The sequence below is a fragment of the Chromobacterium haemolyticum genome (assembly GCF_009936155.1).
Taxonomy (GTDB): domain Bacteria; phylum Pseudomonadota; class Gammaproteobacteria; order Burkholderiales; family Chromobacteriaceae; genus Chromobacterium; species Chromobacterium haemolyticum.
Genome location: NZ_AP019312.1, coordinates 2317297 through 2331532, shown reverse-complemented (window position 1 = coordinate 2331532; position 14236 = coordinate 2317297). Strand labels below are relative to the sequence as shown.

At 63.0% G+C, this 14236-nt stretch carries 15 protein-coding genes; 4 read left to right on the top strand and 11 right to left on the bottom strand.

The genetic code is table 11. The features are described from left to right. Nucleotides 1-39 precede the first annotated feature (39 nt). The 9 genes from creC to GYH29_RS10495 form a co-directional block, all read right to left on the bottom strand. Nucleotides 40-1458 (bottom strand): two-component system sensor histidine kinase CreC, encoded by a 1419-nt coding sequence (gene creC, locus GYH29_RS10535; protein ID WP_019100760.1) that lies wholly within the window; start codon nt 1456-1458, stop codon nt 40-42. 2 nt (nt 1459-1460) lie between these two features. Then, entirely contained in the window at nt 1461-2141 is a 681-nt protein-coding gene (creB, locus tag GYH29_RS10530) for a two-component system response regulator CreB (protein WP_019100759.1), read from the bottom strand. Beyond that, entirely contained in the window at nt 2138-2602 is a 465-nt protein-coding gene (gene nudB, locus GYH29_RS10525; RefSeq protein ID WP_019100758.1) for a dihydroneopterin triphosphate diphosphatase, read from the bottom strand. Before nudB ends, creB begins: the two co-directional genes overlap by 4 nt. Beyond that, nucleotides 2602-3225 carry a response regulator transcription factor gene (locus GYH29_RS10520; protein ID WP_019100757.1) on the bottom strand — a complete coding sequence of 208 codons (624 nt, stop codon included), beginning with the start codon at nt 3223-3225 and terminating at the stop codon, nt 2602-2604. Before GYH29_RS10520 ends, nudB begins: the two co-directional genes overlap by 1 nt. Before the next feature lie 18 nt (nt 3226-3243). After that, the gene (locus tag GYH29_RS10515; RefSeq protein WP_232060571.1) at nt 3244-4527 is read right to left on the bottom strand and encodes a mechanosensitive ion channel family protein; all 1284 of its coding nucleotides are present in this window, start codon (nt 4525-4527) and stop codon (nt 3244-3246) included. A gap of 34 nt (nt 4528-4561) precedes the next feature. Next, a complete protein-coding gene (gene lolD / locus GYH29_RS10510; RefSeq protein ID WP_161523666.1) occupies nt 4562-5263 on the bottom strand; it encodes a lipoprotein-releasing ABC transporter ATP-binding protein LolD in 702 nt (233 codons plus the stop codon). After that, entirely contained in the window at nt 5256-6500 is a 1245-nt protein-coding gene (locus GYH29_RS10505; RefSeq protein WP_161523665.1) for a lipoprotein-releasing ABC transporter permease subunit, read from the bottom strand. Before GYH29_RS10505 ends, lolD begins: the two co-directional genes overlap by 8 nt. A gap of 79 nt (nt 6501-6579) precedes the next feature. Beyond that, complete coding sequence (locus GYH29_RS10500; RefSeq protein ID WP_019100753.1) at nt 6580-6804, bottom strand: hypothetical protein; 225 nt, start codon at nt 6802-6804, stop codon at nt 6580-6582. Nucleotides 6805-6875: 71 nt separating this feature from the next. Beyond that, nucleotides 6876-7655: a C40 family peptidase gene (locus tag GYH29_RS10495; protein ID WP_043593114.1), complete on the bottom strand. Its 780-nt coding sequence runs from the start codon at nt 7653-7655 to the stop codon at nt 6876-6878. A 228-nt stretch (nt 7656-7883) separates the two neighbouring features. Here GYH29_RS10495 and GYH29_RS10490 point away from each other — a divergent pair, with 228 nt between their 5' ends. Continuing rightward, complete coding sequence (locus tag GYH29_RS10490; protein ID WP_161523664.1) at nt 7884-9566, top strand: ABC1 kinase family protein; 1683 nt, start codon at nt 7884-7886, stop codon at nt 9564-9566. A 1-nt stretch (nt 9567) separates the two neighbouring features. Beyond that, nucleotides 9568-10377 carry a hypothetical protein gene (locus GYH29_RS10485; RefSeq protein ID WP_232060570.1) on the top strand — a complete coding sequence of 270 codons (810 nt, stop codon included), beginning with the start codon at nt 9568-9570 and terminating at the stop codon, nt 10375-10377. Nucleotides 10378-10580: 203 nt separating this feature from the next. Here GYH29_RS10485 and GYH29_RS10480 read toward each other — a convergent pair whose 3' ends face one another. Further along, nucleotides 10581-11228, bottom strand: coding sequence for a hypothetical protein (locus GYH29_RS10480; RefSeq protein WP_019100749.1), 648 nt, complete (start codon nt 11226-11228; stop codon nt 10581-10583). 350 nt (nt 11229-11578) lie between these two features. Between GYH29_RS10480 and GYH29_RS10475 the strand changes: the two genes are divergently transcribed. Next, nucleotides 11579-11995 (top strand): hypothetical protein, encoded by a 417-nt coding sequence (locus GYH29_RS10475; RefSeq protein ID WP_043593108.1) that lies wholly within the window; start codon nt 11579-11581, stop codon nt 11993-11995. A 324-nt stretch (nt 11996-12319) separates the two neighbouring features. Next, on the top strand, nt 12320-13312 hold the full coding sequence (locus GYH29_RS10470; RefSeq protein ID WP_161523663.1) for a DUF2860 family protein: 993 nt from the start codon (nt 12320-12322) through the stop codon (nt 13310-13312). A gap of 198 nt (nt 13313-13510) precedes the next feature. Here GYH29_RS10470 and GYH29_RS10465 read toward each other — a convergent pair whose 3' ends face one another. After that, entirely contained in the window at nt 13511-14236 is a 726-nt protein-coding gene (locus GYH29_RS10465; protein ID WP_043593104.1) for a type III secretion system effector phosphothreonine lyase, read from the bottom strand.

Sequence of the window (14236 nt, the reverse complement as noted above, 5' to 3'; positions counted from 1 at the left end):
AAATGGGCTGGTGTGAAAAGCGTGTGAAGTCCGCGCGCCTCAGCCTAACGGCAGCCACAGCCGCGCCTCTGCGCCGCCGTCGGCGTGATTAAGCAGTTCGGCGCGGCCGCCATGCAACTGCGCCACCTCCCGCACCAGGCTCAAGCCCAGGCCGGTACTTTTGCCGCTGTCCGGACGCGGCAAGGAGTAGAAGCGCTCGAACACACGCTCCAGCGCGTAATCCGGCACGCCTGGCCCGTGATCGCGCACGCGGAGCAGATACCCCCCCTCTTCCAGCCCACCGTGCAGTTCGATCACACCGCCCGGCGGGCTGAACTCCAACGCGTTGTCCAGCAGATTGGACAGCGCCTGAGTCAGCAGCAGGCGGTCCCCGTTCAGGCTGGCCGGGGCCAGCCTGCGCTCTATGCGCGCGGCGCGCCGGGCGGCGGCCAGCGCCTTGCCGTCGGCGGTTTCCTCGATCAAGGCCGGCCAATCCAGCGGCTGAGCGTCCGGCCTCAGCCGGGACTCCACCCGCGCCTGCCACAACAGCCTTTCGATCAACTGCTGCATGCGCAGGCTTTGCGCCAGGATGTTGTCGACGAAACGGCGACGCGTTTCCGGCGGCGGGTCTTCCCGCAACAGCTCGCCGGCGCCGCGTATCGCGGCCAACGGACTTTTCAACTCGTGGCTCAGGGTGTGCACATAGCCTTCCACATAGGCCTTGCCTTCCAATTTGCGCCGCATCGCCTCCACTGCCTGGCCCAGGCTGTCCAGCTCCGGGCTGCCCAGCCTGGGCACATTGGCCGGCTGGCCGGCCGCCACCGCTTCGGCGTAGCTCACCAGCCGGCGGATAGAACGGTTGATCCACCACACCATCACCGCGCCTATCAGCAAGGCGGCGCCCAGCAGCGCGCCGCCGGCCAGCATGATCTTGCGCTCGCTGCGGCGGATCACCGGCTCCATCGTCACATTGGGCTTGGACACGGTCAGCGAGCCGACGATGCGCCCGTCCAGCCGCACCGGGGCGGCCACGTGCATCACGCTGCTGTTTTCGTCCTTGGGGTCGCTGCGGGTGCTGCGCGCGCCGTATTCGCCGCGCAGCGTGCGGTAGACATCGTTCCAGCGCGAGTAGTCGCGCCCCAGATCGCGGCCGCTGGAGTCGAAGATCACCATGCCGCGCGCGTCGGTGACGTAGACGCGGAACTCCATGGCGTTTTTGACGATGCCTGAGATATTGGCGGCAATGGGCGGCCGCGCTTTATCGCGAAAGGCGCGGGCCAGCCGTCCGTTGGCGATGTCGCCGTCCGCCATGTCCGCGGCGGCGATGCCGGCCAGCACATTGGCGCTGTCCACCAGCGTGCCCTCGGTGGCTCGGCGCACGCCCGGCTTCACTTCCTGGGTGAAGATGGCCAGCACGAACCAGCCGGCCACCGCCACGATCAGGAAATAACCGAGGAACAGCCGCAGGCCGAAGCGCATGCTCACTCGCCCAGGCTATAACCCAGGCCGCGGTGGGTCTGGATGGGCTGGGCGTCGGGGTCGATATCGCGCAGCTTGGCGCGCAGCGTTTTAACGTGGGTATCCACGGTGCGGTCGAAACTGTCCTCGGCGTCGCGCCACACCCGCTCCATCAATTGCTGGCGCGAAAACACCCGGCCCGGCTCCGCCAGCAGGGTTTTCAGCAGCAGATATTCGTAGCGGGTCAGGTTCAGCTTGCGGCCGGCAAAATGGATGCAGGCGCGCGCCTCGTCCAGTTCGAAGCCGGCGGGCGCCGACGCGACGGCCGGGGATTGCCCCTTGGCGTAGCGCCGCAAGATGGTGCGCGCGCGGGCGCTGACTTCACGCGGCGAAAACGGCTTGGCCACGTAGTCGTCGGCGCCGATCTCCAGGCCGATGATGCGGTCCATTTCCTCGCTGCGCGCGGTCAGAAACATCAGCGGTAGATCGGCCCGCTCACGCAGCCGGCGGCACAACTCGAAACCGTTGATGTCCGGCAGACCCACGTCCAGGATGCACAAGGCCGGGGCGGCGTGATCCAGCCGCTCCAGCAGGGGCAGACCGCGCTCGAACCACTCAACCGCGAAGCCGTCGGTTTCCAGCGTGTAGATCAAAGTGTCCGCGATGCCGGCCTCGTCCTCGGCCAGCCAGATCAAGGGCTTCATGGCCGCGCCGCCACCGGCGCCAGCTTTTGCGGCAGCATCCGCAACGCCTCCGCGTTGGACGGAGAAAACACCTTGTCGGCGGCCTCGTCCCACGGCAGCCATTGCTGGGCCAGATGCTCGCGCGGCGCCAGCGTCACCGCCACCGGCCGCTCCAGGCACAGCCCGAACACATGCTCGTCGTTGTGGGTGACGCCTTCCGGATAACGGTGGCGCCAATGCGGATAGATTTCGTAGCGGTTGACCAGGCCCCAGTCGCTGAGCCGGGGATCGTCCCGCGTCAGGACCAGGCCGGTTTCCTCCGCCAGTTCGCGCAGCGCGGTGTCGCGCAAGGCTTCCTCGCCCTCTCGGCTGCCGGTCACGGATTGCCAGTAGCCGGGCTTGTCGGCGCGCTCGATCAGCAGCGCCTGGCCGTCTACGGTGTGGATCACCACCAGCACCGATACCGGTTGCTTGTCGCCCATCAGCGCTTGCCCCCGTTGGCCGGGCTCTGGCTGGCCAGCAGGCCGGCCAGCTCAACCGCGGATTTGACGCCCATTTTGTCGAACACGCGAGCGCGGTGGACTTCCACCGTTTTCATGCTGATGGTCAATTCTTCCGCAATCTGTTTGTTCAGCTTGCCGGTGAGGATCAGCTGCATCACCTCGCGCTCGCGGTCCGTCAACAAGGACAAGGCCGCGGACACCTTGCTGCGGCGGCCGTGGAGCAAACGATTCTGCTCATCGCGCAGCACCGCGGCCTCTGCGCGCTCCAGCAAGCGCTCGTCGTCAAATGGCTTCTCCATGAAATCCAGCGCGCCCAACTTGAGCGCCGCCACCGCGTGCGGCACGTCGCCGTGGGCGGTGAGCATGATCACCGGCGGACAGTAAGGCCAGCCCGCCAGCTTTTCCAGCAACATGATGCCGCTCATGCCGGACAGCCTCAGGTCCAGGATGATGCCGTTGAAGTCGCCGCCGTCCGGGCAGGCCAGAAACTCCTCCGCGCTGTCGAAGCCGCTGGCCAGATAACCCTGGCCGTCCAGCAGCCATACCAGCGACTCCCGCACCGCGGCGTCGTCGTCTATGATTGCCAAGCGTTTGCCTGCCATGGCGGCGTCTCCCCTGCCTTATTCTTGCGACTTATCGTTGAGAATGCGGATTTCCCGCTGCGGGAACGGCATTTGAATGCCATGTTGCTGGAACAAGCGCCAAATTGCCATATTCAAATCGGATTTCAAACCCATGAAGCCGTTTTCCGGGTCCGCCACCCAAAAGCCCAGCTCAAGATTGATGCTGCTGTCGGCAAACAGGGTGACGAAGCCGCGCGGCGCCGGGTCCTGCTGTACCCGCGGGTGATTGGCCGCCTGCTTGAGCAGCTCCAGCGCCTTGTCCAGATCGGTGCCGTAAGCCACCGACACCGGCAGGCTGGTCCACATGCTCTTGTCGGAGTACGACTGATTCACCACGGTGTTGGACATCAGCGAGTCGTTGGGAATCAAGGCCTCCGTGCCGTCCGCCCCCTTGAGCACCACATAGCGCGAGGTCATCTTGGTCACGTAGCCCACGCGGTTCTCCACCATCAAGCGGTCGCCGATGCGGATGGAGTGGTCCAGCAGAATGATGAAGCCGGATACAAAATTACTGGCGATCTTCTGCAAGCCGAAGCCCAAACCAATACCCACCGCGCCGCCGAACACCGACAGTACGGTCAGATCGATGCCCACTACCGGCAGCGCGATCAGCACCGCGGCGATCAGCAGCCCGGTGCGGGTCAGTTTGGCGAACACGATGCGCAGGCTGGGGTCCAGATGCTTCAGGTTCATCAAGCGCGATTCGATCAGGCGGCTGGCCCACAAGGCCACCACCACGATGATGGACACCCACAGCAGGCCGTTGAGTATGGTCAGCATGTTCAAGCGGCTCTTGCCCACCGAGAACGACATCGACTCCAGCCATTCGATCACCACCATGTCGAAGCCTATGGCCCAACTGACAAAGCCCAGCCACAGCACCGTGGCGAGGAAATGCTCGGTATGGCGTTCAAAACGGCCCTTGGGCAGCGCCTGGCGCACCACCGCGCAGCACAGCCGGATCAGGGTCAGCCAGAACAGCATCGCGCTCAGCAGATGCAGCACCATCGCGCGCTCGTGCAGCAGGTGCACCCAGGCCGAACGCGACAGCATCACCAAGGCCTGCGCCGCCACCGGCAGCACCAGACGAAAGCCCACATAGGGCAAAAAGCGCTCATAGCGCTCCGGGTTGTGATCGAAAAACTGCTTGAAGGCGAAACGGGCCAAATAGAAGGCGATGAACACGCACAACACGCCTATCGCCGCCTCCATCATGCCGGACGGGGTTTGCAGGATGTCCAGCAAGGCATCGAAGTCGATTTCTTCACGCTTGAACAGCAAAATAATCTCCCTTTTGGAGTCTAGATTTCGAATGTTAAGCCGGCTCGCCCGCGGCGCGCTCCGTCTCCGCCAGCTTGCCTTCGTTCAACCGCAGCATGCGCTGCGTGCGCGCGGCCAGCCCCAAATCATGAGTCACGATGATCAGGCTGGTGCCCAGTGTGCGATTCAGCTCCAGCATCAGATCGAACACCTGCTTGGCGGTGTGCACGTCCAGGTTGCCGGTGGGCTCGTCCGCCAGCAGGCAGGCCGGCCGGGTCACCAGCGCGCGAGCAATCGCGGCCCGCTGACGCTCGCCGCCGGACAGTTCGCCCGGCTTGTGCTGCAAGCGCTGCCCCAGCCCCACGCGGCCCAGCATCTCGCTCGCCTCCCGCTCCGCCTGCTTGCGCGGCATGCGGCGAATCAGCAACGGCATCATCACGTTTTCCAGCGCGCTGAATTCCGGCAACAAATGGTGGAACTGATAAACGAAGCCCAACGACGCGTTGCGCAGCTGGCCACGCTCGGATTCCGACAAAGTCGCCAGATCGCGCCCCAAGACCTCCACACGGCCGGAACTGGGCGTATCCAGCCCGCCCAGCAAATGCAGAAGCGTGCTCTTGCCTGAGCCGGACGCCCCGACGATGGCCAGGCTGGCGCCCTTCTCCACCATCAGGCTGACATCGGACAACACTGTCAGTTGCAGCTTGCCTTCGTTATAGGACTTGCCCAAACCCTGGCACGACAACACATTACTCATAGCGCAAAGCCTCCGCCGGTTGGGTACGCGCCGCGCGCCAGCTGGGGTACAGCGTGGCGAACAAGGCCAGCAGCAGGGAAATCAGGGTGATGGTGGACACATCGTTCCACTGCACGTCCGAAGGCAGGTAGTCGATCATATACACCTCGCTGGACAAAATCTTGCTGCCGATAATGCGTTCGATCAGCGGCACGATCACGTCCAGGTTCAAGGCGATCAGCACGCCCGAGGCCACCCCGGACAAGGTGCCCAGCACCCCGGCCACCGAGCCCTGAATCATGAAGATTTTCATGATGCTGGCCGGGGACGCCCCCAGCGTGCGCAAAATGGCGATGTCCGCCTGCTTGTCCGTTACCACCATCACCAGCGTGGACACCAGATTGAACGCCGCCACCGCCACGATCAGCGTCAGGATGATGGTCATCATTCTTTTCTCGATCTGCACCGCGCGGAAATAATTGGAGTTGGTGTCGGTCCAGTCCGTCACCAGGTTTTGCGGCAACTTGGCGCGCAGCGCCTGCTTCACCGTCGGCGCCAGCATGGGATCGTCCAGCTTGAAGCGCATGCCGCTGACGCTGTCCCCCATCCGCGACAATACCTGAGCGTCGCGAAGGTGCACCATCGCCAGCGTAGAGTCGAACTCAAACATGTCCACCTTGAAAATGCCCACCACGGTGAACTGCTTGGAGCGCGGCAGCATGCCCGCCGGCGTGATCATGCCCTGCGGCACGAAGAGCATCACCTTGTCGCCCAGGCCCACATTGAGCTGGCGCGCCAGTTCCGCGCCCAGCGCCATGCCAAACTCGCCGGGACGCAAGTTTTCCAGCTTGCCGGCCACCATGTGACGGCCCACATCCACCACCTTGTCTTCCAGCGCCGGTTCGATGCCGCGCACCAGACCGCCGCGCACATTGCCGTAAGCGGTAAACAGGCCCTGGCCGTTGACGAAGGGCGCGCCGGCCAACACATGCGGCTGCGCGCCGCCCACTTGGGCCACCTGCTGCCAATGATCCAGCCGGCCGTCGTAAGTGCTCACTTCCAGATGCGAGGCCACGCTCAGGATGCGGCCGCGTATTTCCTTCTGGAAGCCGTTCATGACCGACAACACAATGATCAGCGCGGCCACGCCCAGCGCAATGCCGACGATGGAAATCAGGGAAATGAAGGAAATGAAACCGTTGCGGCGTTTGGCCCGCAAGTAACGCAGGCCGATAAAGGCTTCAAAAGGCCAATGCATCAAAAAAGCCCCTTTCCGGAGCGAATCGCGGGCTCGCCGCGCGCGGCGGCCAACCCGAGGGGGTGGATGAAAACGGCGCTCAGCGCCCTTGATAGGGGTTGTGCAGGCTTTGCATCACCTGCACCAGGAAATCCTTGACCTGGCCTTCGTCACAGCCCATCAGCACAGCGTCTTCCAACGCGTCCTGCGCCAGCTGTGCCAGTTCTTCCAGGTTCTCCTGCATCACTTTCAGTTTTTCCACGCAAGCCACCACATTGCCTTGCGGGTCTTTCCACACCGGAATAGTCACGTTCAATGCCATCATCTCGCTCCAAAGCACATTGCCCGCAACGCGGGCAATGTTGTTCCTGCATCTTTATCAGCTTAAGCCGCCAATCAACGCTTGGCTTTTTTCTTGGCGCCGCCGGCGGCCTTGCCACCCTTCTTCGCCGCCGCCTTGCCGCCGCTCTTGCCCGACTTCTTGGCTTCCGCCTTGCCGCCCTTTTTGGCGGCGGCCTCCGGCTTGCACTTCTTGCCCTTGCGGCACTTGACCGCCGGGGCGCTTTCCGCCGAGGCCTTGCGCGTCGACACCGCCACGTTCAGATCGTCGGACGTGTCCGCCGACTGCGCCGCCGTGCTGCGATTCACCCGACGCGCGCCGTTGAAGCGGCCGTTCCAGTAACTCTGGTTGATATTGGCCACTTCGATATTCTTGCCGGTGCGCGGCGCGTGAATGAATTTGCCGTTGCCCATGTACATGCCCACATGGGAATAACTGAAGCCGCGGGTGTTGAAAAAGACCAGATCGCCGGGCACGAGTTCGCTGCGATTGATGGATTTCCCCACGCGGGCCATTTCAGCCGAAGTGCGCGGCAGGTTCACTTTCAGGGATTTTTGAAACACATAACGGATAAAACCGCTGCAATCCAGGCCGTTTTCCGGCGAATTGCCGCCAAAACGATAGGCCACGCCCAAAAGGCTCATGGCTTGCAACAGCAGATCCCCCACCGCGTCTTCCGCGGGGGAGGAGAATTTGGATATGGGATCATCTTGGCCGGACTGCGCGCTAGCTTCCGCCGCGGGGCGCCCCTCCGGAGGGGCCTTTTCCGGAGCCGCTTCAGCGAATACCATAAAGCCCGCCAGCACCAGAGTCATTAAGCGGAGTTGCAATTTCATAGGCCGAACTCTATCGGACGGGGGCGGCAGTGTAAAGCCGCAGGCAGGCCGTTTCCAGCGCTTTGGGCCGGCCCGCTTGAACCTTGGACGAGACAGCCCGCACTAATGGCGTACAATCCATCGCATTGGCATGGCCGGCGACCACGCCGCGCGGCGGGACGGCGCCGGCGCGCCCGGACGGCAAGCCTTTGTTTTTGAGCGAAAACCAATGCCCACAAGGCAAAACCGATGCTGAGAGAAACCCTGATCGCCATGCGCGACCTGCCGCGACTGAAGGAAATCAGCGGCATCCTGATCCGTCACGGCCTGGGCGAATTCGCCCAAAGGCTAAAATTACCGCGCGCGGTGGAAAAAGCCGGCCAATGGCTGAACCTCAACCTGCCGGAGCCGGAAAACCGCCCGCCCACCCCGGAGCGGGTGCGTCTCGCCTTCGAAGAACTGGGCCCCACCTTCATCAAACTGGGCCAGATCCTCTCCACCCGCGTGGACGTATTCCCGCCGGACTGGATCGCCGAATTTGAAAAGCTGCAAAACAAGGTGCCGCCGGTGCGTCCGGAAGCGGTACGCCGCCTGGTCAAGGCCGCGTTGGGCGACGAGCCTGAAACCGTGTTCGCCCACTTCGATCTCAACCCCATAGGCTCCGCCTCCATCGCCCAAGTGCACCGCGCCACCCTGCACGACGGCACCGACGTAGCGGTCAAGCTGCGCCGCCCCGGCATTGTGGAGAAAGTGGAAGCGGACCTGCGCATCCTCAACCACCTGGCCGGCCTGCTGGAACTGGAGTTCCCCGATGTGCGCCGCTTTCAGCCGGTGGAAATCGTCGGCCAGTTCGCCCGCTCGCTCAAACGGGAGATGGACCTGGCGGTGGAAGCCCGCAACTCGGAGCGCTTCGCCCGCGACTTCGCCGACGATCCGGAAGTGCGGGTACCCAAGGTCTACTGGGACTACACCAACGCCGCCGTCAATGTGCAGGACTACATCGCCGGAGTGCCGGCCGCCCGGCTGGAACAACTGGCCGACAGCGGCCTAGACCCGGTGCTGCTGGCCCAGCGGGGCGCGGACGCGGTATTGAAGATGATTCTGATCCACGGCTTCTTCCACGCGGACCCTCACCCCGGCAACGTTTTCTTCCTGCCCGAGCACCGCATCGCCTTCATCGACTTCGGCATGGTGGGCCGCATCAGCCACGGCCGCCGTGACGAAATCGTCGATCTGCTCGCCGCCGTGGCCAACCGCGACGAAGCCGGCATCATCGACGTGCTGATCGAATGGACCGGCAACACCCCGGTCAACGAACGCCAATTCGCCCACGATGTGGGCGAATTCCTGTTTCAGTACGAACACGTGCCCCTCAAGGGCATCAACATCAGCCAGCTGATCGCCGACATCATGGCACTGATCCGCGACCACTCCATCCTGCTGCCGCCGGACATGGCCATGCTGTTCAAGGCGCTGATCACCCTGGAAGGCCTGGGCCGCCAGCTGGACCCGGATTTCCAGCTCATCGCCCACATCACCCCCTTTGTCCGCGAGCTTTCCATTGCCCGCTACCACCCGGCGGCCCTGCTCAAACGCGGCCGCCACTCGCTGGGCGAAGCGCTGGCCATGCTCTCAAGCCTGCCGCGCGACCTGATGCGCATGGGCAAGGACATGCGCCACGGCAAATTCCGCGTCAACCTGGACCTGCAGCGGCTGGACAGCTTCGGCCGTCAGCTGGACCGCAGCGCCAACCGGCTGACCATGGGCATCGTCACCGGCTGCCTGATCATCGGTTCCTCCATCGTGATGACCGTCAACGCCGGGCCCAAACTATTCGGACTGCCCTTCTTCGGCTTCGTCGGCTTCATGCTGGCCATGTTCAACAGTGTGTGGCTGGTATGGGCCATCTGGCGCTCCGGCAAGGATTTGTGACATGAAATCAAGCAAGACCACCCTGATCGCGGCCGCGCTGCTTGGCCTCGCCGCCGCCGCCAACGCCGCCGACGTCATCACCCTCAACTGGCGCGACGGCGACGAAGTGGCCGCCGCCCTGCGGCCGCAGCTGCGCGACGGCGAAAAATTGGGCGCGCTGGGCAACCAGCTGATCCTGGACGCCCCGCCCGGCCGCAGCGCCGAACTGCGCCGGCTGATCCGCCAACTGGACGTCAAATCCTCATCCCTGCTGGTGGAAGTGGCCCAGGATGGCGTGAGCCGAGAAAGCAAATCCGCGGTGCAACTGGGCGGCCAGGTTCAGGGCGGCGGCTACAGCATCAGCACCGGCAAGCCGATGACGGTGCGCCCCGGCAGCCAGGTAGTGATCGCCGGCGGCGCCGGCCAATCCAACACCCGGCTGCAAGCCAGCCAGGCCTTGCGCATGCTGGACGGCAAAACCGGTTTCATCGAGATAGGCAGCAGCCGGCCGCTGCCCTGGCTGATGTTCGGCGCCGACGGCCGGCCGGTAGTGGGCGTGCGCTACCAGGACGCCGTCACCGGCTTCTACGCCCGTCCGCGGCTGCACGGCCAACGCGTGACGCTGGAACTGGCCGCCAGCCAGCAAGCCTTCAACGGCCAGAACCTGGACAGCGCCAAATTGGCCACCACAGTGGAAGGCGCAGTGGGCGAATGGCTGACCGTGGGAGGCATCGGCCGCGACCAAAGCGGCCAGGAAACCGTGCTCATCGGCGTCAGCCGCAGCAATGTGCAACTGGAGCGCAGCATCAAAGTGAGAGTGACGCCGCAGTAAGAACGTGCTTACGATCCAGCGAGCGTTGCGGCTGAGAAAGCGGAATGGTCAAGTGGCACATGAGCATTTCGAAGAGGTTTTCAACGCCGTATCGCCGACGCGCAGCAGACTATGAACAGGCTCTAAAAACCATATTGCCGACGCGCGGCGGTTCGTAAACCGCTTTTTAAAACCCGTAGAAGATCTCTCTAGCCCAGCCGGGCCTAACCGGCCGGCGGCAGCCAACGCGCCCAGTCCGGCAACTCGTCGCGGTCATGGTCGCGGTGCGGGCCGCGGCCTTCCCTATTGCCGCCGCGCGTCACCGTGCGCGGAGAATCGTAAGCCGACGCCGGCCGCTCCAGTCTCGCCTCCAGCTGGCCGTCCCGCCAGGTCCACACCATCGCGTTCAAACGGTTGCGCTGCTGGCGCGCGCGCCATACCCCGTCGTCCGAGTTAACCGTCATGGCCTCGCTCTGATTGCAACTGGCCACCAGGGTCCAACTCTTGACCTGATAATCCCGCACGCACAGCAAACGATAGGCCGGTGCGCACTCAGCGTCGTCCGCGCGCAGCAGCACCAGCAGGCTTCCGCCCTGCTCGCTAGCGTCCATCACCCGCACCTTGCTCCAGCGCTCATCCAAGGGCACTACCAGCTGCCGGTCGTAGAACTTCAACTCATAACGCCCGGACAAGGCCGACGAGCGCAACACCAAGTGATTGCCGGCCAGCGGCACATCCTGATGCACAAAAGACAAAGCCTCCTGCACATCCAGCCTACGGCTGAGCGTGCCGTCCGCGGAGCGTTGCATAGAACAGGCGGACAAGGCCAAAGGCAACAAGACCGACCAGATAAAACCGCGACAACCCGCCATGCCGGCCTTTCTCTGAGCATATTTGCTGAGCGATCGATACTACCATCAAATATTGCATTGCAAGAAAACGCAATGCGAAAGAAACCCAAGCCTTGCCTGCGGCGCTCCGGCCGGCAATAATGCGGCCGTGCTTGAGATTACAGGCACCGGGATTGAGAGCCCGTTCTGCAAAGATTCCCGGTTGTTCACAGCAACCGGCGCCATTGCTACGCCCAATTTTCGGCGAGCCGTGGCGGGGAGACCTTTATGGTCTGCCGGGTCCTTTGCGCCGGTCTCTCAACCCTGTCACGCGCTCGCCATCCCGAATGAGAGCGGGAGAGCGAGCGAGAACCTCGCAAAGGAGCATTGTGATGAAATGCCATCTCCCCCTTCGCCGCCGTTATCACCCCGACCCTCAGCCCCAGCCTTACCACGCCTTGCCCTTCGTCGCCCCGCTGCCCGGCCAAGCCAGCGCCCGCTACTGGCAAGTGCCGCCACTGGCCGATCGTCGCCAGGCTTATCTACTGGGACGGGAATACGCGGGCCACTACCTTGCCTTCCTGCAAGACAACCCCGGCTGCGCGGACCGTTTTCTGCTGGCGCGCATCGCCCAAGATGTGAACTTCAGCGACCCAAGCGCGGCCAGCGCATGTTGGGCCGGCTTCTTTCACCTGGTTGAACAAGTGCTGACGCAAAGCATCGCACCGCTGGACGTGTTCGAATACATTGACCGGCTCAACACCTACGAACTGTCGCTACAGCAGATCTTGCGTCAAACACCGTCTTAAACTTAAGATATGCACAAAGGCGGCCACGGCCGCCTTGCCCATTTCATCCCGCCACCGGCCGGCTAGTTTCAAGACTCGTGACGGCCCAGCTAGTCCGCACGGCAACAGTCTCTCCCTCTGCGGGAGCGATCGCCTCGCGATGGTAATTCCGCAACAAGCCGCGGCTAAAACAAAGCGATCTCAGGCTAAATTTTCGCTGCAAGCGACAAATCGGCCAGCCGTCGGCTTAACATGGACAAATAATCCATTTTGCATAAATCGACGCCATGCACTGCTGCGTCGGCGAAAACCAAAAGTAGCTCTTTTTATTTGAGGATGATGAATATGCGCACTATATGCGTGGGCTTGTCCGCTTTGCTGGCGGCTCAACTCGCAATGGCGGACCCCATACCGGAAGAAAACGGCTTCTCCGGCAGCATCGGCCTGGGCGTGGGCGGCAACCGCGTCAAATCCAACCTCTTCAAAGGGGACAAAAACCAAAGAACCAACAGCCTGAACAGCGCGCCGGAATCCCATAACGACTCCTTCGCGCTGCCGGTGCTGGACCTCAGCTACACCTTCGCCGCCAGCCGCACCCAGATCGTGTTCGACAGCCAAATCCACGACCCGCTGGGCATGGACGACACCCTGGAGCTGGGCGTGCGCCAGCAAGTGGGCAACAACGGCATCGTCTCCGCCGGCCTGCTTTACGGCGGCCTCAACAAAAATACCTGGACCGACCCCTACGCCGTGGGCGTGGACCGCGACGGCACCAAGCGCAAATCCACCGGCCTGTTGCTGGGCTGGGAAAACATCATGGGCACCGGCTTCAAGGCCCAGCTGACCCAGCGCAACATCAAGATAGACGACGAGCGCAGCGGCCAGAGCGTGGCCGGCCTCAGCGCGGCGGACCGCGCCACGCTGAACCGCAACGGCGACGCCACCTTGCTGAAAGCCGGCTATGAATGGGCGTTCGCCCCCAATCAAACGCTGACCCCCGGTTTGAGCTGGGGCAAGGACAAGCTGGACGGCGGCGCGATGAGCAACAAAAGCTACGGCCTGAGCCTGGACTACGCCTACAGCAGCGATCTCAACACCTTCAGCGCCGGCCTGCAATTCCGCAAACAGCGCTTCGACCAGGGCAACCCGCTGTTCGGCAATAAAAAAGCTGACAGCAACGCCTACGCCGTCGACCTCAACTACCTGCGCCATCAGCTGTTCGGCGAGAAAGCGCTGTCCGCCTTCGTCAGCGCCGCCTACGGCAAATCCAACGCCGACATCAGCTTCTACGACGCTGAAATCCGTTCGCTGGGCGTGGGGCTGATTTACTCGTTCTAAGAACGTGTTTACGATCTCGCGAGCTAAGGCGAGACAAGGCGAAAACCGCTGAGAAAGCGTGATGTACAAGTGGTACATGAGCATTTCGAAGTGGTACTCACCGTGCCACGTCTCACGATGCGCAGCAGATCGTAAACAGGTTCTAAAACCATCGCGCGCCCCTGGCTGTTAAAGGGGCGCGACATGGCGGCTCCAGCCTTACTCCGTCATCAGCCGATAAAACGGCTCCTCGCGCAAGGCCTGGCTTTGCGCGTCGCCACCGTCCCTGCCGCTGCGCAATTCATTGCGATAACTGGCGTAGCGCCAGTGTTCAGGACGGACATCGGACTCCGGATGCTGGCCCGGCTCAATGCCGTGCTCGGCCAAAGTCGTTTCCAGGCGCTCCACAAACTGACGCACCTGGCTCAAACCTTGTGCGCTGTATTGGGAGTCCGCGCCATCCGGCTTCACATACAAGGTCAACTGCGCGCCGGCGCCGACTCTGGCCTCCGGCCCTGCGCGCTCAATATCCGTCACTTTCCATTTATCAATCGGGCTGGATTCCGAAAACAATAGCCCGGACAAAGCCTGAAACGCCTGCGGCACCAAGTCCCGCCGCACGCTGAGATGGAATTTATCGCCGGCGAATTCGCCCTGATTCTGCGCCTGCTCGCGCCGGGCATGCATGAACACATCCTGCCCTCCGCTGCTCAACATAAAGCCGTGGCTCATGCAGGCGAAACCGCTTTGCCGCATGCCGGCATAGTCCGGAGCATGCTGGGCCTCGCGAAAATCAGCGGGCGGCATCGCCCGCACCTGCTGGCGCAAGCCCTCCATATTGGCGCGAAGATGATCTGCGCTGGACGGCGCTGACGCACTGACGGCAAGCGCGCCCATATTCAAAGGAGGGAGATTCAGTTTAAGGCCGGGACGTTGGATGGGCAT